Below are 19,938 nucleotides of genomic sequence, written 5' to 3'. Positions count from 1 at the left end.
GCGGATAAATGAACGAAGGAATAATGAAACTGTTTAATTGGCAAGCCTATAATTTTTTACAACAAAAACAACAAGGAATGATCGTGGCTGAGAATGTTGAAATGGCACGACAAGCTTTGTTTCAACGCCAGTTGCAAAATATCAAATTGCAGCGCAACTGGCAATTGCCGCGCAAGCCAAAAGCAAATGAGTTATATGAATTGATTAACCAGCTCGCATTATTGCTAAAATCTGCTGTGCCGATGAAGCAAAGTTTGCAGTTATTAGCACAGAATTGTACGGTCATTTCCTTAAATCTTTGGCTTGGGCAATTGATTAATGATCTTGAAAGTGGATTAAGTTTTTCACAAGGGATTGAAAAACAAGGAAAATATTTTTCACAGCAAGAACAGCAACTCATTCAAGTTGGCGAAATGACAGGCAAGCTCGCACAGGTGTGCGAGCAAATCGCCCAACATCGTCAGCGCTCTTTAATTTTGCAACGAAAAATCCAAAAAATTTTACTTTACCCAATGCTGGTGCTAGGTATTTCCCTGCTTTTAACGTTGTTACTGCTAATTTTTATCGTGCCACAATTTGCCGAGATGTACGCGAATAATAGTGCCAGTTTGCCTGTATTTACCGCGTTTTTATTGCATCTTTCAGAAGGGCTACAACAACACTTTTGGCAGCTAGGTTGTTTGTTTATACTTACTTTGGTCTTTATTCGTTTTCGTTTAAAACACTCGTCAATGTTGATCAAATGGAAAAATCAATGTCTCAGTAAAATGCCAATTTTAGGCAAGATCACGCAATTAGCGCGCCTGATTCGCTTTAGTCAAGCGCTTGCGTTAATGTTGCGTTCCGGTGTGCCGTTAAATGTGGCACTACAATCTTTTTTGCCAAAACGGCAAAGTTGGCAAGTAGAAAAAAATGATGTGGCAGATCAGGTGTTAAATCAAGCCGTAGAAACGGCGTTATATTGGCTTAATCAGGGCTATAAACTTTCTGACAGCGTAGCCAGTGATTTTTTTCCAATGACTGCGCAACAAATGCTAAAAATTGGTGAAGAAAGCGGACAGGTCGCCCAAATGCTACAACATATTGCTGATAAATATCAGCAAGATCTCAATCACCAAGTGGATCTCCTCTCTCAATTGCTTGAACCACTTTTGATGCTGATTATTGGTGGCCTGATCGGGGCTGTTTTACTCGGAATGTATTTACCAATTTTCAATATGGGATCAATGATTCAATGATAGATGTTGCGACATTTTTGTTTGGTGGATTAGTGGGGCTACTGATTTTTATATTTGTTGCTACATTTGCTCAACGATTAAAGCAAAGCGTGTGGCACGATTATTGTACACTTTTCCAACCACAGCAAAAAGAAATGCCTATGCCACATTCCTTGTGGCAAAATAAAAAGTGCGGTGGTTTTTTGTATTATATTTTTGCCTTTGCGGGACTATTTGTATTGTGTTGCAAGCTAAATACTGATCCTTATATCGCATTATGGTGGGCAATTTGGCTCAGTTTTGTTATTTTAATCAGTATTATTGATTGGCTTTACCGATTAATTTCTCCGTTGTTATGTATTTGGCTGTTCTTATGGAGCTTGCTAGGCGTACATTGGCAAATTGTATCTGTATCGTTAGCGCAAGGTTTAACAAGTGCGGTGATAATTTTGCTTATTTTTTATGGAATTTGTGGCATAAGCCAAATAATGTTGCATAAAACAATGTTAGGCGAAGGCGATGCTTGGCTTGCTTTTGCGCTTGGAGCGGGAATAGCCTTACCACAATTGCCCCACTTTGTTTTTCTTGCTTCTTTTTATGGGCTTCTTTTTTGTAGCATACAAAAATTACGTAAGCGTGATTATCAACAAATTCCTTTTGCGCCTTTTTTAAGTCTTTCGGCATTCAGCCTCTTATTGCTTCAGTAAACAAGAGCGCGTATGATTTAAGCAAAATAAGACAAAGGTAGAAAAGAATGAGCTATATTGTTGGCGTAACGGGGGGCATTGGCAGTGGTAAAAGTACCATTGTGGATTTATTTGCCGAGTTAGGGGTAGAAATTATTGATGCAGATATTGTGGCACGAGAGGTTGTGGCGAAAGGCTCTCCGTTACTGGGGAAAATTACTGAGCATTTTGGTGCGGAAATTTTATTGGATTCGGGGGAATTAAACCGCCAAGCCTTACGCCAAATTGTCTTTGAGTGTCCACAGGAAAAAGTTTGGCTGAACAATTTACTTCACCCAGCAATTCGTCGTGAAATGTTGCATCAGCTCGCTCAAAGTCAATCTCTTTATGTGTTGTGGGTTGTGCCGTTGTTAATCGAAAATGATCTCACCGCATTTTGTGATCGTGTGCTAGTTATTGATGTGTTGCCAGAAACCCAGTTGTTGCGTACTGCGAAGCGTGATCAAAATAAAATAGTCTTGATTAAAAAGATTATGGCATCACAAGTAAGCCGAGAAAAACGCTTATCTGTTGCAGATGATGTGGTGAATAACGAGCCAGAATTAAGCCAAAATCTGCCTTATTTAAGGCAAAAAGTGTTAGAATTGCACCATCAATATTTACAATTTGCGAAGGAAAAAACAAGAAATAATGCGTGAAGAAATTTTTGAAGTACCTTGTCCAGTGTGTCAAAAAGCCGTACCTTGGACGCCAGAAAGTCAGTATCGTCCTTTTTGTAGCAAGCGTTGCCAGCTTATTGATTTAGGTGAATGGGCAAATGAAGAAAAAGCCATTCCTTGTGAAACAGCGGATTTTGCCACCAATGCGAATTTCGATGAAGATTGGCGTGGCTAGTTAAAAAATATAGCAAATAAGGAAAAAAATGAATATTCAACATCAACAAAATGAACAAGATGGCGAGTTTTTTGTGCTTGATGATCAAGGGCAGAAAGTGGCAAAACTCACTTATTACTTTATTGATGCCCATAGCATTAATGCCAATCACACGTATGTATCGGAGCGTTTACGTGGGCAAGGGGTGGCAGATAAACTTTATCAAGCGTTAGTGCAATTTGTGCGAGAACATCAATTAAATTTAGTACCAAGTTGTAGCTATATCGAAAGAAAATGGCTGCGTGAAACCCGTTAATTCCTTACCCTCTCCAAATTTTCACTGGAAATTCATCTATTTTGCGTAGTAATAGTGTTTTATTAAAACAGCATTACTACCATTTTCTATACATTGCCGTCAATTCTCGTAAAGGGATTGAGAAATGAAAATTATCTTGTTAAAATCCACCGCACTTTTTTATAAAAGTATGTTCGGACGAAGGTAGCTGGAGAGTAGGGAATTAACCCTGCACCGACGAGGAAAAATCTTTCAGGTGCTATTAAGTTAGCGAGGACTGTTACTGGACGAACCCTTGGAGAGATCCATTGCATAGGCAAATGGACGCCGAAGGCGCAAAAGAGCGGTGTAAATTTTCATCGTTTTTCAAACGCTCAGGCAAAAGGACAGGGGCAAGAGATTATTTCAGGTGATATAACGCAAGGCTTTGTGTTGTCTTTTTTCTATTCGCCAAACTCTTTTCGCCTCCTTGTAAACCGCAATTTTTTTACGAGGAACATTCAATGTCAATGACACAATTATTATCATCAATTAACGCCTTTATTTGGGGACCGCCCTTATTAATTTTATTGTCTGGCGTAGGGCTTTATTTCACCTTTCGCTTAGGGTTTATTCAAGTCTTTCAATTGCCGAGAGCGTTAAGTTATTTATTTAAACGTGAAAAAGGGGCGCAAAAAGGAAAAGGTGATGTTTCCGCCTTCGCAGCTTTAAGTACGGCATTAGCGGCTACCATTGGAACGGGAAATATTGTTGGGGTAGCAACTGCCGTGCAGGCTGGTGGTCCCGGCGCAATTTTTTGGATGTGGTTAGTGGCATTGTTTGGTATGGCAACGAAATACGCCGAATGTTTACTGGCGGTGAAATATCGCATTATTGATAAACGTGGTTTTGTTGCCGGTGGCCCGATGTACTACATTGAACGTGGTCTAGGTATAAAATGGCTTGCAAAAATGTTTGCAATTTGTGGTATTTTGGTGGCCTTTTTCGGTATTGGGACGTTTCCGCAGGTGCAAGCCATTACGCACGCAATGCAGAATAGCTTTCATATTCCTGTGGAAATAATGGCGCCAATTATCACGTTATTGGTTGCCGCGATCATTTTAGGCGGCATTAAACGCATTTCTTCTGTGGCGGCCATCATTGTGCCTTTTATGGCCGTGCTTTATGTCGCGATTTCTATCGTCATTATCACCTTGAACTGGCAGCAAGTCCCTACCGCAGTAGGATTAATTATTGAAAGTGCGTTCAATCCACAATCCGCCTTAGGGGGAGCATTAGGCTATACCGTAATGAAAGCGATTCAATCGGGTGTGGCACGAGGCATTTTCTCAAATGAATCAGGCTTAGGAAGTGCGCCAATTGCAGCCGCTGCGGCACAAACCAAAGAACCTGCGCGTCAAGGTTTGATTTCAATGACGGGAACATTCTTAGATACCCTTATCGTTTGTACGATGACGGGCATTGTCATTGTGCTAACAGGTGCTTGGCAATCACCAGAAGCCGGTGCGGCAGTAACCAATCTTGCCTTTTCGGAAGGTCTGGGAACAGCAGCAGGTGGCACGATTGTAACCCTTGGATTATTATTCTTTGCATTCACCACGATTTTAGGCTGGTGTTATTATGGTGAGCGTTGTTTTGTGTATCTTGCTGGTGTTAAAGGGGTAAAAGCGTACCGTTTTATCTTTATTATTATGGTGGCTTGTGGGGCGTTTATTCATCTTGAAACCATTTGGATTTTGGCAGATATTGTAAACGGACTAATGGCATTCCCAAATCTTATTGCGTTAATTGGTTTACGCAAAGTCGTACTTGACGAAACAAGAAGCTATTTTGAACGTTTAAGCATTGCACATCAAGATGCAGACGATTAGAAAACGTTAAATAAACATTGGTCATTCATTGAAGCACAGTAGAAAATCGCCTTTTACTGTGCTTTTTGCTATTTTGAAAGAGAGAACCGGAAATTGATTGAACACATTGTTCAACGTTTATTTAGCGAATTGACACTTAAAAGAGAAGCTATTTATGAATATGAACCTAGGAATAATAACAACTTTTCCATAAAATGAAAGTCTCTTTTTTGAAATCTTCTACTTAGATCATAAATTTACATTTTTCTTTTTTATTCTTAAATAAAGCCCTTGAAAAGTTCTGCTAACAGGACTATGTTGTAGGTATGAGATTTCACACAAGTAGAAATACTTACAATCAAAAGAGAGGTAAATGCTATGACTCTAAATATCACAAGTAAACAAATGGACATCACCCCAGCAATCCGCGCTCATATTGAAGAAAGACTTGCTAAATTAGGAAAATGGCAAACTCAACTGATTAATCCTCATTTTATTTTGAATAAAGTACCAAAAGGCTTTGCGGTGGAAGCCTCTATCGGCACACCATTTGGTGATTTATTTGCAAGTAGTGAAGCTGATGATATGTATAAGGCGATTAATGAAGTGGAAGAGAAACTTGAACGTCAGCTGAATAAATTACAACATAAAAATGAATCTCGCCGTGCAGAGGAACGTTTAAAAGATTCGTTTAATTAAAAACTTTTCTATTTTAGCCCGCACTTTTGCGGGCTTTTTCTTTGCCTCATTTCCCCTTTGTTGTACAATATCGCCCTTATTTCGTGGCTGGATAAAATCTAGCTGTACCCGTGGTTCGCAACCCTCCCACGCAAAAAAACTAGGAAATTTTATGACAACATTCAAAAATCACAACCGTAAAGCGGTTGTTATCTTTTCTGGTGGGCAAGATTCCACCACCTGTTTAATTCAAGCTATTGCAGATTATGGTGTTGAAAATGTGGAAACAGTTACTTTCCACTACGGACAACGCCACGCCATAGAGTTAGAAAAGGCGAAATGGATCGCACAAGATCTTGGTGTAAAACAAACCTTCATTGATACCTCCGTGATTAAAGCGATCACAACAAATGCATTAATGAACAAAGACGCAGAAATCAAGCAAGAAAAAGATCAACTGCCCAACACCTTTGTAGATGGACGCAACGCATTATTTCTGCTTTACACCGCCATTTATGCAAAAGGACAAGGCATTTCTGACATTATCACGGGCGTGTGTGAAACCGATTTCAGTGGTTATCCTGATTGCCGTGATGTATTTATTAAGTCGATGAATGTAACGCTTAACTTAGCGATGGATTACCATTTTAATCTTCGCACACCGTTGATGTATCTTACCAAAGCCCAAACTTGGGCATTGGCAGATAGCCTAGGTGCGTTGGATTATGTTCGCAATCATACTCACACCTGTTATATGGGCGTAGAAGGTGGTTGTGGTGAATGCCCGAGCTGTGTATTGCGTAATAAAGGCTTAAGCGAATATTTACAACAAAAAAGTGCGGGGCAAAATGTTTAAAGTTTCTAAAGAATTCAGTTTTGATATGGCACATTTGTTAGATGGACACGATGGCAAATGTCAAAATCTGCACGGACATACTTATAAATTGCAAGTGGAAGTGCAGGGGGAGCTACACGCCAGCGGGGCAAAAAAAGGAATGGTGATGGATTTTTCTGATCTAAAACAGATCGTAAAAGAACAGATTCTTAGCCCAATGGATCACGCCTTTATTTATGATGAAACGAGCGAACGAGAAAGCAAAATTGCACGATTGTTACAAGATCTTAATTCCAAAACCTTTGCTATGCCAACCCGTACCACCGCAGAAGAAATGGCACGCTTTATTTTCCAACGATTAAGTATACACTTGCCGATTAGTGCCATTCGCTTGTGGGAAACGCCCACTTCATTTTGTGAATATCGGGAAGAGTAATGGTGGAATTGATCTCTAATCCAAGCTATCCCATTGTAGAAATTTTCCAGAGTTTGCAAGGCGAAGGGGCGAATACGGGAATGCCTTGTATTTTTATCCGCTTTGGAAAGTGTAATTTAACTTGTCCTTGGTGCGATACGCCCTACAATGATTTTGAGCCGTGGTCGTTACAGCAAATCTTAGCGAAAGTGCGGTTGTTTTCTGCGAAAAATATTATTATCACAGGAGGAGAGCCGACGATTCAACCGCAACTTAGCTTATTGCTTGAGCAACTTAAGGCGGACGGTTATTTTCTTGCCATTGAAACCAATGGATTAAAACCGATTCCCGCACAAATTGATTATATCGCCACCAGCCCTAAGCGTGCTTATGTTGAGAAATACCGCCAACGCTGTATTGCTCAAGCCAATGAAGTTCGCATTGTGGCAGATGCAGATGTACAAGCATTTTGTGCATTCATTGAAAAGCAAATTGAGGCAGAGCATTATTACCTTTCACCTTGCGAAACCAATGGCGAAATGAATTTGCTCCACACAATTACCCAATTAGGCTTACTAAACCAACGCCCGAATAAACCAAAATGGCAATTAAGTCTTCAAACACATAAGCTGATTGGGATTGAATAAAATCTAAGAAAAAGCCACCGCACTTTAGAAAGTGCGGTGGTTTTTTAACGAGTTTTAATTATTGTTGGTTGTAATATTGATATGCTTCATCAATGGAAGGAAAATCTAATAATTTTCCTTTTTCTAATACCTTAGCATTATCACAATATTCACGAATTGCAGAAGGACTGTGAGAAACCAGAATAATAGAACGATCTTTGCGTTTTTCAAAAAGCTCATAACGACATTTTGCACTAAAGCGAGAATCCCCAACGGCAATTACTTCATCAATAAGATAGCAGTCAAACTCTACGGATAAAGATAATGCAAAGGCTAAACGCGCTTTCATTCCCGATGAATAACTTCTTACAGGTTCATAAAGATAGTTACCTAATTCTGAGAACGCTTCGGTAAATGCTGTTACATAGTCAATATCAGCATTATAAATTCGGCAAATAAAACGCAAATTATCCATTCCCGTTAAGCTCCCTTGGAATGCCCCACTAAAAGCGAGTGGCCAAGATATGCTCATTTCACGGCGAATAATACCTGCTGTTGGCGCTTCAACCCCGCTCATTAAACGAATTAGAGTTGATTTACCTGCACCATTCCGTCCTAAAATCCCTACTTTTTCGCCTTTCTCCAGTTTAAAATTAATATTGTTTAAAACTGTGACAGAGCCTGTTCTTGTGTGATATTTCTTGTAAACATTTTCTACACTGATCATCTTGCATTAATCCTATTACTAAAACTGCGTACCATTAATAATCCAATTAAAAGCATGACTAAATCACAGGCAAGAAGGTAACTAGGTGATTCCATTGTCACAATGCTTGAGCCAAAATAGCCGTGCCTAAACATTTCTGTACCGTGAATCATTGGAAACCATAGCAACATAGATTGAGCATTGCTAGGTAAACTGCTTACTAAAAAGAATGCGCCTGAAATAGGAAACATCAAAAAGGTCAATGTTCCCCAGATCTTACCAAAAACTTCTAAATAATAAGCTAGCGAACAAATGATTAAACCTAGACCAATCGCAAACAGCGCCATTAAAAACCAAGCGAAAAGCATATATAGCACATCGTTTGGCATTTCAATCCAACCAATCATTACAAGAAAAGCAAGCATCAAAATCTGTGCAACGGTGGCCCCCATAATTTCCAACGTCATTCTGGAAAAAAGCGTATCTAAAGGACGAACATTACGGTGATATAATAAGGCCATATTCGCATCAATTGCACCAATAGCTCTATTAGACGCATTACGCCACATCATTAATAATGGATAGCCTGTGATAGCAAAAGCAACAATATTTAGCGTAGAAAATCTATCAGCCCTAAAAAAGTGCCACATTAATACAATCACAAGGGTCATCATAAAGGGTTCGACAAATAGCCATAAGAACCCTAAATTTTTACGCCCATAACGAGTAATAATTTCACGTAGCAATAATGCTTTTAACACTCGCCATTGAATCTGAAATGATTCTCGTAATGAAGTTTGTTCACCATACTGCATTAGTTTTTATGCTCTCTCACACCTGCTAATAATAGTGTTAATACACCATAAAGCACTAAGCCAAGAATCAATGTTGCTAAAATATTGTATAAACGATGTGGCTCTAAAGCCAAATCAGGATGATTAGGTTTAGCAATAATTTCCAAATATAATTGCTGTCTGCCTGCTTCTTCTTTTGCACTTTGCAATGCTGATATCGCTGCAGTTAATTGTTGCTTCGCTAAAGTATCATCTAAAATCAAACGCTGATACTCGGCAGATTGTGTGGTTAAAGATTTTTTCCCTTCAAATACCACATCTAACTGCTGTGATAATTCTTCACGAATACTTTTTTGTCTCGCTTGTAACACTTTGACTTGCGGGTTATTCGGCGATAATGCTCTTACTTGATCAAGTTGAGTTTGAATTGAAATTAATTCATTTTGTAATTTCTGTACCAACGTTAAAACAGATTCTGATTGGCTCGCTACATCAAAGATTGCATTTTTAACACGATATTGACTTAATGCGACAGAGGTTTGAGTTAAGTGATTTTCTGCCTCATTAACCGATTGCTCTGCAAATTTAATGGTATCTCTACGTGCACGATCATTCAGTTGATTTACTAATTTTTCTGCTAAATTAAGTAAAGCATTGTTTATTTGTTGCGCTGAGGTTGCATCAAAAGTACGCACCCTCAAGGTTGCAATGCCAGATAATGAATCAATACTGATGGATAAGTGATTACGGAAATATTGATAAAAAGCCTCTTTGGAATTGAATAACCCTAGCGGATCAAAACGACTAAAGAAATCCCCTTCGTTATAATATTTTCTAAGTGGCAAATCATTTTCTAAGGTGCTTAAGGCATTGCGAGAACGCATAAATTCCTGCACTGTAAAAGTATCATCTTGAGAGCGTGCAAAGCCGATGCTTTGTAATAATGCCCCCATTCCGCCTAAACTCGCTTGACTACGCGATGAACGCACAATAAAGCTAGATTCAGAAATATAGACATCTGAAGCCCAGATAGAAAAATAAAAAATTGAGCAGAAAGTAGGAATGATCACTGTTATCCACAATAGTGGATTAATTTTCTTTAAATTCAATTTTTTCTTACGTTTTGTAATGGGTTGATCAATATTTTGTTCCATTCTTTATATACCTACATTCTATTAATGCTATTGATCGTTGATAATGCTGGGTTTACTGTTCCAAAGATCATACGAATAAATTTTTGGTATTCAGCTAATGGTGCATTAGATACATAAACAATATCTTTATCTTTAATTGGAAATTGTTGAATCCAAAACATTGATTGAGGTTCAAGTAAATTTGCTTGATATACTGTTGGAATTTTCATTCCGTTGTGATATCCCTTGGCTTCCCATTCATTTTGTTTATTTAATGACATCTCTTCAAATGGAACATAACGGAAGATAAATACACCTCTTGGATCGGCACGATTATCATTCAAACCGCCAAGACGACCTATTGCCTCTGCTAAGCTTAAACCTTCTGCTGAAAAACGAATTTCTTTACTATTTCCTACCGCACCCATTGCCGTGAATGAAAGTGGATTATTTATTAAACTTAGGACATCACCGGAACGTAAAAGGATATTTTCTTGTGGATCCCGTGCTAATTTTGCTAAAGAAATGGTTCTTACTTGATGACTGCGAGTAAGTTGCACTGCAATATCTTGTAATTCTCCGCTTGTTCCACCTGCTGCGGTTACCGCATCTAGCACACGTTCACCATAAGTTGTTAATGGCATACGCACAGCTGATGATTTAGTTAATACAGTTACATTCGCAGAATTATTTTTTACAACGCGCACAATCGCTTGCGGCTGATTTGCGATAGACTGTAAACGATTAACAATGTCAGTTTGAATTTGCTCTGGCGTTTTTCCTGCCACACGCAAAGAACCAACAAATGGAATGGTAATGCGTCCATTATTGCTGACCATTTGCTCGGGCAAATGCGTACTTTGGCTAGATGATATACCACTTTCATTTAACACGCTACCAAATAAAATGGCAGGAGGTGCTTCCCACAGGGTAATATCAAGTAAATCACCTGAGCTTACCACGCCCTGATAACTTTGCTTAGAAGGAGATAGCTGTTTAAAAGATTGAGTTTGGAAAGAATTAGTTTTTACAACTTTATCATCTAACTCAATTAACTGGACAGCAGGAATATTGGCATTTTGCTGTTCTACTTTTTCAATGCTGCCTTTATTTGGTCCTGATGCGGGCAAATTTGCGCAGGATACAAGTAAACAGCAAGTGATTGTAATGAGAGATTTGTGCATAGGTTTTCCTTAGAATTTTTATATAATGTATTTTCCATCATAAATTATCCAATAGATGATAGGAGAAATAAAAAGGATCGGCAATAGTATAATACATAAATATGATTTATGGCTCATTTTTCTTACTTATCAATAATAAAATTGCATTAGTTTAGCGCAAAACAAAAAAAAGATTGGAATTGGAATAGTCACTTGGTACTTAATATTAGATAGGCTACTTAGTCTTGAGTAAAAATATTAATCATAAATTGACAAAATAATTATACTACGATACGATAAAAAATTTAAATTATTGGATGGTAATAGTATATGAAAGTATTAACAGTCTTTGGAACTAGGCCTGAAGCGATAAAAATGGCTCCATTGGTGCATGAATTAAAGCGCCATGCAAATATCATTTCTAAAGTTTGTGTAACCGCACAGCATAGAGAAATGTTAGATCAGGTGCTGAACTTATTTGATATCCAGCCCGATTATGATTTGGATGTCATGCAGAAAAAGCAAACATTAGAACAAATCACTACATCTATCATTGAAGGATTATCTCCGATATTGGAGGACTTTAGACCTGATTTTGTTCTTGTTCATGGAGATACAACAACAACTTTTGCAACAAGCCTCGCGGCATTCTATAAAAGAATAAAAATTGGTCATGTTGAAGCAGGGCTAAGAACTGGCAATTTATACTCTCCTTGGCCAGAAGAAGCTAATCGCTGTTTGACTTCGGTATTGTCAACTCTCCATTTTTCACCAACTGTTGGTTCCAAAAATAATCTCCTTAAGGAAAACATTGATGAAAATAAAATCTTTGTTACAGGTAATACTGTTATAGATGCATTACTAGAAGTTAGAGAAAAATTGAATGATGTAAACATCAAAGCACAAATGGAGTCTTTGTTTCCGTTTGTTAATAAGAATGATGAACAATCTAAGTTGATTTTAATCACAGCTCATCGTCGTGAAAATCATGGTAATGGAATTAAAAACATAGCTAAAGCGATTCACCTATTAGCTGATAAATATCCACAACTACAATTCGTACTACCACTACACTTAAATCCTGCTGTACGTAATACCTTTGAGGAATTTTTATCGAATCATCCAAACATTCATCTTATTGAACCTCAAGAGTATTTACCTTTCACTTATCTAATGTCAAATGCTCATATTATCTTGAGTGATTCAGGTGGAATCCAAGAAGAAGCGCCTACATTAGGAAAACCAGTTTTAGTATTACGTGATACTACTGAACGTCCTGCCGCAGTGGAAGCTGGCACGGTAAGGCTTGTAGGAACAAATATTGATTCCATTGTTGAAGAGTTCTCTAAGCTAATGGATAATCCTAAAGAATACCAAAGTATGTCAGAAGCAAAAAATCCATATGGTGATGGTACATCGGCAAAGCAAATTGTTAATACATTGTTACAATATTAAGGGAAAAATATGAGTCAAAAAATTATTTCTGTTATTGGTTTAGGTTATATTGGATTACCTGCCGCTGCTATGTTTGCAACTAATGGTGCGAAAGTAATTGGAGTCGATGTTAATCAATATGCGGTTGATACAATTAACCAGGGACAAATTCATATCGTAGAACCAGGATTACAAGAGATTGTCTCCGAAGCAGTGGCTAGTGGGCAATTATATGCAACTATTAAACCGGAACCTGCTGATGCATTTGTTATTGCAGTGCCTACCCCCTTTAAAGGCGATCATGAACCCGATCTAAGCTATATTGAAGCAGTTTCTAAAGCATTAGCTCCCGTCTTAAAGAAAGGAGATACTATTATTTTAGAATCAACTTCTCCAGTAGGCACAACTGAACAGCTAGTTAATTGGCTATCGGAAGCTCGACCTGAATTAAAATTCCCCCATGAATCAGATAATGGTGAGCCTGATATCTATGTGGCTTATTGTCCTGAACGTGTATTACCAGGACAAGTGATTAAAGAGCTTGTAGAAAATGATCGAATCATTGGTGGTATTACAGACATTTGTTCAGAAAAAGCGATTGAAATTTACAAAATCTTTGTCCAAGGCGAATTAGTAAAAACTAACGCCAGAACCGCAGAAATGAGTAAATTAACAGAAAATGCTTTTCGCGATGTAAATATTGCCTTTGCAAATGAACTTTCTTTAATTTCAGACCGCTTAAATATCAATGTATGGGAACTAATTTCTTTAGCAAATCGCCACCCTAGAGTTAATATTTTACAGCCTGGTTGTGGAGTGGGCGGACATTGCATTGCTGTAGATCCTTGGTTTATTGTTGATAAAACACCAGATCTAGCAAAAATTGTAAGATCTGCTCGTGAAGTAAACGATAGTAAACCTGAATGGGTGATTGAACAAGTAAAAAATGCGGCTACAAAAGTGGCAAAGCAAACGAGTAAATCCATTCATGATTTAAAAATCGTATGCTATGGCTTGGCATTCAAACCAGATATTGATGATTTACGCGAAAGCCCAGCCTTAATGATTACTGAAAAGCTCATGGATCTTTACCCGAACCAAGTCTATGCAGTAGAACCTAACTACTACAAAGACATAGAACATCATGGTAAAAAAGAAATCAATCTAGTCGATTATATAGAGAGTCAAGAAATTGCAGATGTAGCAGTACTATTGGTTAATCATAAAGAATTTATGGAGAATAAGCCTGATTTCTCTAATGATGTGGCTATTATAGATACAAAAGGAATTTGGGCTTAAATAATTTATATCTAGGTAAAGCTTTATGAAAAAGACTAAAAAAAGAAATAAATTTATACAAGAAAAACAATCTTCCGATAATTTAAATCTTGCTGAAGACTTAAACCTAATTAAGAAGGCTGTATCTGATTTACATCAAGAGTCTATTCAATCTTTTAATTTTATAATTAAAAAACAGAATCAACATTTTGATGAACTTTCTACAATAAAATCACTTCAGTTAAAATTAGAAACCTTACAAAAAGCTAATTCTGAACAAGAACATACTATCATTAAATTAAAAAAAGATTTAGCTAATACAGCAGAAAAAATAGCTCAAGCTAAAAAGAATGTTGAAAATACACTCTCTTTTAAGTTAGGTTATGCTCTTATCCATAGTACAAAATCATGGAGTAATTTTTATAATTTACCTACAACACTTTGGAATATAAGAAAGTTAGCTAAGAAACGAAAGGATTCGCCTAAAACTATATCCTCATCTAAAACTCTCCCAGATTTTAGTGTTATAGAAGGGAAATTTAAAAAACAATATGGATTCAGATTTATTTCAATTTTAGATGAAATTTCACATGTGTCATTCGGGAGCGAGTTTAGACTTTTTCCACTTAATAAAGCATCTTATGAACAGCAAATAAAAGGTTCAAGCTCATTAGGTTTCTTTATTGAAAGTTGCTGGAAAGGTAACTTTGGAGCGTGGGAGTATGCATTTACATCACCTAACTTACAACATAATAATGCACAAGCACTTCTTAAAGCACTTGAAATTTCAAAAAATAGGAATTTCCCAGTTATATTTTGGAATAAAGAAGATCCTATGCATTATGATAAATTTCTTCCTATAGCCAAAAAATGTGATTTTATATTCACTACAGATAGTAACAAAGTAGCGGATTATCAACGAGATGTCCCTAATGCTAAAGTAGAGGCATTGCTATTTGCAGCTAATATTAATATTTGTAATCCTGCTAATAGATTTAGAACTGAACAAGAAAATATTTGTTTTGCCGGTTCATACTATAGCGTTGGTCATGATGATCGTAAGAAACAAATGGATGCATTACTACCAGCTATTAAAAGCTGCAAGGGGGTTATTTATGATAGAATGTCTCAACTTGATAATAAACGCTATGCCTATCCTAGAAAATATAGAAAATATATTCGTCCAGCAGTTCCATTTAAAGAAATAGTAAATGTATATCGTAAATTTAAGATTTTTTTGAATGTTAATACAATAACAGACTCTCCTACGATGATGTCGCGTCGAGTATATGAGTTATTAGCTTGTGGAACACCCGTGATTTCAACTCCTTCATTAGCAATAGAAAAACAATTTAAAGGGATTGTTCAAATAGCTAGAACAGGAAAGGAGGCGAAAAAAATTGCTGATCGTTTGCTCAATAATGAATGGGAATGGCTAAGATTATCACATAGAGGATATAGAGAAGTGATGCTCTATCATACTTATGAGCAAAGAGCAATACAAATTGTTAATGCTCTTGGGCAAAAGATAGAGCAATATCAACCTTTAGCTAGTATTGTAATGGCATCTAATCGCCCCAAATTTATTGATAGAATTGTCGAGAATGTCACACAGCAAGTTTATCCTAATATCGAACTTATTATCATCGCACAGAATTATTCAGATGAACAAATCGGTGAATTAAAATCTAAAATTAATAAATCAGATAAGAAATTTATCAATGTTCATATCATTAAAAATGACAGCGATGATACTCTTGGAAATCGATTAAATCAAGCAATTCATCTTACAACAGGTGAATATGTTGCAAAATTTGATGATGATGATTTTTATTTTCCTCATTATCTTCAGGATATGCTAATACCATTCAAGTTTGGAGACTATGGTATAGTAGGTAAGAAAGAAATATTTATCTATTTAGAATCGCTTGATAAAACTTATGTACGATTTAAAGGCCAGCATCACCTAGAGACTAATTTCTTAACAGGAGCAACATTAGTTTTTTCTAGAAAAGCATTAGATAAACTAAAATTTGGTAATCTAAATAGAGGAGAGGACTCCAATATATTAGAACAAGCAAATAAATTAGGGATAAAAATGTATGTAGCTGATCCGTTTAATTTTATTGTATATCGAGCAAAAGATATCAATAATCATACTTGGCAAGTAAGCGATAACTTTTTTACAGAAAAAGGTGAGTTTATTGGAAATGAATTAGCAAGAGAGATTACGGTAGTTTAAATGAATATTATTATTTTTGGTAGTTGTGTAACTAGAGATGCATTCACATTTGCTAATGAAAGTGATTCTTTTAACTTAATAAGATATTTTGCAAGAAGTAGCCTTGCAACAGCTTTTGATTCAAACGAAATAGAAGATAATTATACATCGGCTCTTACTTCTCCTTTTCAGAAAAAAATTGTTGGAGCTGATTTTTCGAAAGAATTTAAAAAAGTTATCTCAACACAAACATTTGACTATCTTATATTAGATTTAATTGATGATAGATTTGATATCTTTAAATTTTTCTCAGGTGAGAAAGTTCTTTTATCTGATGAACTTAAAAACACTAATTTTTTAAAAGTTAATAAAGATAAAGGTAACACTATTGAAGCGTGGACTGATACTTGGTTTGAAGAATGGAAAAAAGGTTTTGATGAATTTATTCAGGTTGCGAAAAAATATAATTTTTTATCAAAAATTATTCTAAATAAGGTATTTTGGACATCAAAAGTTGATGAAGGAAAAGACATTGAAATTAAAAATAGAATAGAAAAAGCAAATATTTTCCTTAACAAACAGTATATAGTAATAGAAAAGGCTATTCAACAATATGGTAGTATAATTATACATGATAAATTTATTGCCAAAAGACAACATACTTGGGGATTAAGTCCTTTTCACTATACAGATGAATTATATTTAAATACAATATCAACTTTAAAAAGTTTATATAGCATTAAGGAAAAAGAGATGAATCCAGCTACTACAATTTCTACAGAATTCTCAAATTTTATCTACATAAAAACACCAGAAGTAATTGGTAACCAAGTTTTTTTCTCTTGGACTATTACTTATGAAGCCAATTATATGGCTGATAACTTTTTTGTTGATTACTATGATATAGATATTTCACAAGTTCCAATTGACATTCATTATAACACTGTAATTGGATTATTATTAAATAAACTGAAAAATCTAAAAACTACAAATATTATAATTACAGAAGCTCCTATCTCAACTGAGATTGCATCATTTTGGCTGAGCTATCATGACCTCAAAAATACTTATTTTGCAAATTTACATAATAATACAATAATAAAATCTCACTTCCTTAAAGATGAAAGTACAATTGGCATCTTATATGGTGGAGGAAAAGATTCCTATTCTGCATTAGATATATTTTCAAAAAATCCTGAAATAAAAAACATAAAGTTAATTTCTTTTGTGATACCTGCGGAACACAATAATGTAGAAGAACTAGAAAAAAGAAGAGATAAATTAATTCTTAATCCTATTTTAAATAAATTTAATGTTGATGTTATTAAAATAAAGACAAATGCTCGTTCTGCTATTCCTGACTATCATTTAGAATTATATTTTGCCCCCCTGGGCGTTTTAGCATGGCTGAATTGTTTTGATTATTTGACCTTTAGTTATGAGTTTTGTCACTATTATAATAGTTTAGATAACAAAGAAACTTTTGGGTTTAAACGTTCTCAAAGTAATTACATCAAGGCAATATCTTCATTTTATTCAACATATATTTCTAATAGAAGATTAACTATCTTTAATGCTAATCAACATATGACAGAATTATCTGGATTTGGATATTTAGCAAAGAGCAATCCTAATTTTTATAAAATGCTCGTTATGTGTGAATCAACAACTGATATAAACACAAAATGGTGCTGTTCCTGTACTAAATGTGCTGAATTTGTATTGTTTTCAATGTTTTATGAATTAGATCAAAATGAAATTAATATTGATGAGTTTTTTAGTTATTCTGGCTGGGTAAAAAAAATACTTGATAAAATTGAGAATTCGCCTAAAAAAGGAGCATTTTTTCCTGGTATAACTTTTATGCTTCATTTTGATTCATTTAAATTTGTGATAACTCAATTATCTAAAAGAAATATTCAATTTAATTCTGTTACTGCAAAGCAAAATTTTCAAAGACTAATAGATTATTTTTCTGATCATAGTGTTCAGTCAGAAGACTGTTTTTATCCTAGTGTATTAAAAAATATTTATCCTGTTGAATTGCAAGACTCAACTTTATCAATACTTATTAATCAGAAAATTACTGTTAGTGATTATCCAAGGAAGAAACATGCGGGTAATCAAATTATGACGTTTGATATCAACAATGAACCCAATATTAATTATTACACTCCAGATCTATCTCAGAATAAATTTTTCTCACTATTGACTAATAACCAATTCAGCGAGAGAAAGAAAGTTTCTAATGGTCTTTATACTTTTATTGAAATGGCTGAAATCATTACTTTAGGAAGTTTAAAAAATATTGAAATAATAAAGAATATTACTACAAAAGCCATAGATATTTATATTTCTAAAAATCCTATGTATGTTAATGATGGTTATGATTTACACTTTACTATTCCTAGAAAAGCATCTCAAAAAGCACTTTCATTTATAATAAAGGTTCCGCATTTTAGCGAAGAGCTAGAAAAACGTTTTTCATTAAAATTATCTATTAATGGGCAGCAAGTACATATCCCATTAAACAAATATAAAAATGTTAATGTTGTGTATAATTTAAAAAATGAAAATATTCAAGATGAAATAAGAATTGATTATAGTCTCACCGCATTGAAGAATGTTGAAAAATGGAATTGGGGCAAAGCAGCTAGAGTCATTTTTACCAATTTCATGCTATTCTCTAATATAGAGAATCTCAAAAATAATATGTCCACAGAGGTCCTCTATATTAATGATTAATATTTTATTGATTTCGGATAAGTTGACTAGCTCATCTTTGTTAATTTCTAACTCAGTGATAACTCAGTATATTAATAGTAATATTTTGAGCGCTTACCAGAGTATGAAAAATATTGATTTTTTACTAGTTGAGTCCGCCTGGCAAGGCTATAAAAATCGTTGGAAATATAAGATAGCTTCTTATCCAGATCATCCTAAACGCAATAATGATGCATTACGACGTTTAGTTGAAAGAGCAAAGGATAAAGGAATTCCTACTGTCTTCTGGAATAAAGAAGACAGTGTTCATTTTGATCGTTTTATTGATTCTGCTAAACATTTTGATCATGTGTTTACTGTAGATGAAAATTGTATTCCCAGATATAAGGCTATTATGGGTGAAAATGCCTCAGTACATACATTAATGTTTGCTGTACAACCTAAATTTCACTCATTTACCGGTTTTAATTTTAAATATAACCGAGCTAATTTTGTGGGAAGCTATAGCCATCACATCCACTCCTTACGTAGAGAATGGCAAAATCAATTATTTCATTCAGCATCTGAAACTGGTCTTGGCTTAACTATATTTGATCGTAATTCCGATCGAAAATCACCTAACTATCGTTACCCTATATTACCTAATATGGATATTTTCCCTGCACTGGAATATCAACAAACAGCTCAAGTTTATAAAGATTATCTAGTATCGTTGAACGTAAATACAATTACTGACTCAGCTACTATGTTTTCTCGCAGATTAGTGGAAATTTTAGCTTGTGGAGGTATTGCCATAACCACACCTGCTCTATCTGTGCAACGTCTCTTTTCCGATTATTGCTACATAGTAAATAATCCTGATGAAATGAAAGAACTATTTGCTCGCTTAAAATATGGGCCAAATAAAGAGGATCTAGAAAGAGCAAAAGCTGGCTCTGATTACGTTTTAGCAAACCATACTTGGGAGCATAGAATCCAACAAATTTTAAATGTAATTGGATTGTCATAAT

General features: G+C 35.4%; 19 protein-coding genes and 2 riboswitches. Of the genes, 15 read left to right on the top strand and 4 right to left on the bottom strand.

Going from position 1 to position 19,938, the window contains the following annotated elements; all coding sequences use genetic code 11:
- Window positions 1–23 precede the first annotated feature (23 nt).
- The 10 genes from L4F93_RS01225 to L4F93_RS01180 all read left to right on the top strand — a co-directional run bounded on the left by L4F93_RS01225 (window position 24) and on the right by L4F93_RS01180 (window position 7,496).
- On the top strand, window positions 24–1,238 hold the full coding sequence (locus L4F93_RS01225; protein WP_395897130.1) for a type II secretion system F family protein: 1,215 nt from the start codon (window positions 24–26) through the stop codon (window positions 1,236–1,238).
- Entirely contained in the window at window positions 1,235–1,924 is a 690-nt protein-coding gene (locus L4F93_RS01220) for a prepilin peptidase (RefSeq protein ID WP_250350747.1), read from the top strand. The genes L4F93_RS01225 and L4F93_RS01220 overlap by 4 nt, the downstream gene beginning before the upstream one ends.
- A 47-nt stretch (window positions 1,925–1,971) precedes the next feature.
- Window positions 1,972–2,601 (top strand): dephospho-CoA kinase, encoded by a 630-nt coding sequence (gene coaE / locus L4F93_RS01215; protein WP_250350746.1) that lies wholly within the window; start codon window positions 1,972–1,974, stop codon window positions 2,599–2,601.
- Entirely contained in the window at window positions 2,594–2,797 is a 204-nt protein-coding gene (yacG, locus tag L4F93_RS01210; RefSeq protein ID WP_250350745.1) for a DNA gyrase inhibitor YacG, read from the top strand. The genes coaE and yacG overlap by 8 nt, the downstream gene beginning before the upstream one ends.
- Before the next feature lie 28 nt (window positions 2,798–2,825).
- A complete protein-coding gene (locus L4F93_RS01205; protein ID WP_250350744.1) occupies window positions 2,826–3,092 on the top strand; it encodes a GNAT family N-acetyltransferase in 267 nt (88 codons plus the stop codon).
- A gap of 264 nt (window positions 3,093–3,356) precedes the next feature.
- A riboswitch (glycine riboswitch) is annotated at window positions 3,357–3,471 on the top strand.
- Window positions 3,472–3,574: 103 nt separating this feature from the next.
- Window positions 3,575–4,942 (top strand): alanine/glycine:cation symporter family protein, encoded by a 1,368-nt coding sequence (locus tag L4F93_RS01200; protein ID WP_250350743.1) that lies wholly within the window; start codon window positions 3,575–3,577, stop codon window positions 4,940–4,942.
- 357 nt (window positions 4,943–5,299) lie between these two features.
- Entirely contained in the window at window positions 5,300–5,620 is a 321-nt protein-coding gene (hpf, locus tag L4F93_RS01195) for a ribosome hibernation-promoting factor, HPF/YfiA family (RefSeq protein WP_250350742.1), read from the top strand.
- A gap of 104 nt (window positions 5,621–5,724) precedes the next feature.
- Window positions 5,725–5,769, top strand: a riboswitch (PreQ1 riboswitch).
- Between the two features lie 2 nt (window positions 5,770–5,771).
- Window positions 5,772–6,455 carry a 7-cyano-7-deazaguanine synthase QueC gene (gene queC / locus L4F93_RS01190; RefSeq protein ID WP_250350741.1) on the top strand — a complete coding sequence of 228 codons (684 nt, stop codon included), beginning with the start codon at window positions 5,772–5,774 and terminating at the stop codon, window positions 6,453–6,455.
- Window positions 6,448–6,870 (top strand): 6-carboxytetrahydropterin synthase QueD, encoded by a 423-nt coding sequence (gene queD, locus L4F93_RS01185; protein WP_250350740.1) that lies wholly within the window; start codon window positions 6,448–6,450, stop codon window positions 6,868–6,870. The genes queC and queD overlap by 8 nt, the downstream gene beginning before the upstream one ends.
- Window positions 6,870–7,496, top strand: coding sequence for a 7-carboxy-7-deazaguanine synthase QueE (locus L4F93_RS01180; RefSeq protein ID WP_250350739.1), 627 nt, complete (start codon window positions 6,870–6,872; stop codon window positions 7,494–7,496). The genes queD and L4F93_RS01180 overlap by 1 nt, the downstream gene beginning before the upstream one ends.
- A 58-nt stretch (window positions 7,497–7,554) precedes the next feature.
- Here L4F93_RS01180 and L4F93_RS01175 read toward each other — a convergent pair whose 3' ends face one another.
- The 4 genes from L4F93_RS01175 to L4F93_RS01160 are packed head-to-tail and all read right to left on the bottom strand — an operon-like array spanning window position 7,555 to window position 11,292.
- Window positions 7,555–8,202 carry an ABC transporter ATP-binding protein gene (locus L4F93_RS01175; RefSeq protein WP_250350738.1) on the bottom strand — a complete coding sequence of 216 codons (648 nt, stop codon included), beginning with the start codon at window positions 8,200–8,202 and terminating at the stop codon, window positions 7,555–7,557.
- Entirely contained in the window at window positions 8,199–8,996 is a 798-nt protein-coding gene (locus L4F93_RS01170) for an ABC transporter permease (protein ID WP_250350737.1), read from the bottom strand. Before L4F93_RS01170 ends, L4F93_RS01175 begins: the two co-directional genes overlap by 4 nt.
- Window positions 8,996–10,129, bottom strand: a complete 1,134-nt coding sequence (locus L4F93_RS01165) for a capsule biosynthesis protein (RefSeq protein WP_250350736.1) — start codon at window positions 10,127–10,129, stop codon at window positions 8,996–8,998. Before L4F93_RS01165 ends, L4F93_RS01170 begins: the two co-directional genes overlap by 1 nt.
- 11 nt (window positions 10,130–10,140) lie before the next feature.
- Entirely contained in the window at window positions 10,141–11,292 is a 1,152-nt protein-coding gene (locus L4F93_RS01160) for a polysaccharide biosynthesis/export family protein (protein ID WP_250350735.1), read from the bottom strand.
- A 309-nt stretch (window positions 11,293–11,601) separates the two neighbouring features.
- Between L4F93_RS01160 and wecB the strand changes: the two genes are divergently transcribed.
- Genes wecB through L4F93_RS01135 form a run of 5 tightly spaced genes read left to right on the top strand, consistent with a single transcriptional unit; the run spans window position 11,602 to window position 19,937 of the window.
- Window positions 11,602–12,726 (top strand): non-hydrolyzing UDP-N-acetylglucosamine 2-epimerase, encoded by a 1,125-nt coding sequence (gene wecB / locus L4F93_RS01155; RefSeq protein ID WP_250350734.1) that lies wholly within the window; start codon window positions 11,602–11,604, stop codon window positions 12,724–12,726.
- Between the two features lie 9 nt (window positions 12,727–12,735).
- Complete coding sequence (gene wecC, locus L4F93_RS01150; protein ID WP_250350733.1) at window positions 12,736–14,004, top strand: UDP-N-acetyl-D-mannosamine dehydrogenase; 1,269 nt, start codon at window positions 12,736–12,738, stop codon at window positions 14,002–14,004.
- A 25-nt stretch (window positions 14,005–14,029) separates the two neighbouring features.
- Window positions 14,030–16,225 carry a glycosyltransferase family protein gene (locus L4F93_RS01145; protein WP_250350732.1) on the top strand — a complete coding sequence of 732 codons (2,196 nt, stop codon included), beginning with the start codon at window positions 14,030–14,032 and terminating at the stop codon, window positions 16,223–16,225.
- Entirely contained in the window at window positions 16,226–18,949 is a 2,724-nt protein-coding gene (locus L4F93_RS01140) for a DUF6270 domain-containing protein (RefSeq protein ID WP_250350731.1), read from the top strand.
- Entirely contained in the window at window positions 18,942–19,937 is a 996-nt protein-coding gene (locus L4F93_RS01135; RefSeq protein ID WP_250350730.1) for a CgeB family protein, read from the top strand. Before L4F93_RS01140 ends, L4F93_RS01135 begins: the two co-directional genes overlap by 8 nt.
- Window position 19,938: the final 1 nt, after the last annotated feature.

Source organism: Avibacterium sp. 20-132 (assembly GCF_023611925.1).
Classification (GTDB): Bacteria; Pseudomonadota; Gammaproteobacteria; order Enterobacterales; family Pasteurellaceae; genus Avibacterium.
Note: the sequence above shows the minus strand (reverse complement) of the source record. Positions and strands in the feature narration are given on the sequence as shown.

Bases quoted from the DNA above. Each gene is read 5' to 3' on its own strand.
- L4F93_RS01225 (WP_395897130.1), top strand. From the start codon at position 24: ATGAAACTGTTTAATTGGCAAGCCTATAATTTTTTACAACAAAAACAA.
- L4F93_RS01220 (WP_250350747.1), top strand. From the start codon at position 1,235: ATGATAGATGTTGCGACATTTTTGTTTGGTGGATTAGTGGGGCTACTG.
- coaE (WP_250350746.1), top strand. From the start codon at position 1,972: ATGAGCTATATTGTTGGCGTAACGGGGGGCATTGGCAGTGGTAAAAGT.
- yacG (WP_250350745.1), top strand. From the start codon at position 2,594: ATGCGTGAAGAAATTTTTGAAGTACCTTGTCCAGTGTGTCAAAAAGCC.
- L4F93_RS01205 (WP_250350744.1), top strand. From the start codon at position 2,826: ATGAATATTCAACATCAACAAAATGAACAAGATGGCGAGTTTTTTGTG.
- L4F93_RS01200 (WP_250350743.1), top strand. From the start codon at position 3,575: ATGTCAATGACACAATTATTATCATCAATTAACGCCTTTATTTGGGGA.
- hpf (WP_250350742.1), top strand. From the start codon at position 5,300: ATGACTCTAAATATCACAAGTAAACAAATGGACATCACCCCAGCAATC.
- queC (WP_250350741.1), top strand. From the start codon at position 5,772: ATGACAACATTCAAAAATCACAACCGTAAAGCGGTTGTTATCTTTTCT.
- queD (WP_250350740.1), top strand. From the start codon at position 6,448: ATGTTTAAAGTTTCTAAAGAATTCAGTTTTGATATGGCACATTTGTTA.
- L4F93_RS01180 (WP_250350739.1), top strand. From the start codon at position 6,870: ATGGTGGAATTGATCTCTAATCCAAGCTATCCCATTGTAGAAATTTTC.
- L4F93_RS01175 (WP_250350738.1), bottom strand. From the start codon at position 8,202: ATGATCAGTGTAGAAAATGTTTACAAGAAATATCACACAAGAACAGGC.
- L4F93_RS01170 (WP_250350737.1), bottom strand. From the start codon at position 8,996: ATGCAGTATGGTGAACAAACTTCATTACGAGAATCATTTCAGATTCAA.
- L4F93_RS01165 (WP_250350736.1), bottom strand. From the start codon at position 10,129: ATGGAACAAAATATTGATCAACCCATTACAAAACGTAAGAAAAAATTG.
- L4F93_RS01160 (WP_250350735.1), bottom strand. From the start codon at position 11,292: ATGCACAAATCTCTCATTACAATCACTTGCTGTTTACTTGTATCCTGC.
- wecB (WP_250350734.1), top strand. From the start codon at position 11,602: ATGAAAGTATTAACAGTCTTTGGAACTAGGCCTGAAGCGATAAAAATG.
- wecC (WP_250350733.1), top strand. From the start codon at position 12,736: ATGAGTCAAAAAATTATTTCTGTTATTGGTTTAGGTTATATTGGATTA.
- L4F93_RS01145 (WP_250350732.1), top strand. From the start codon at position 14,030: ATGAAAAAGACTAAAAAAAGAAATAAATTTATACAAGAAAAACAATCT.
- L4F93_RS01140 (WP_250350731.1), top strand. From the start codon at position 16,226: ATGAATATTATTATTTTTGGTAGTTGTGTAACTAGAGATGCATTCACA.
- L4F93_RS01135 (WP_250350730.1), top strand. From the start codon at position 18,942: ATGATTAATATTTTATTGATTTCGGATAAGTTGACTAGCTCATCTTTG.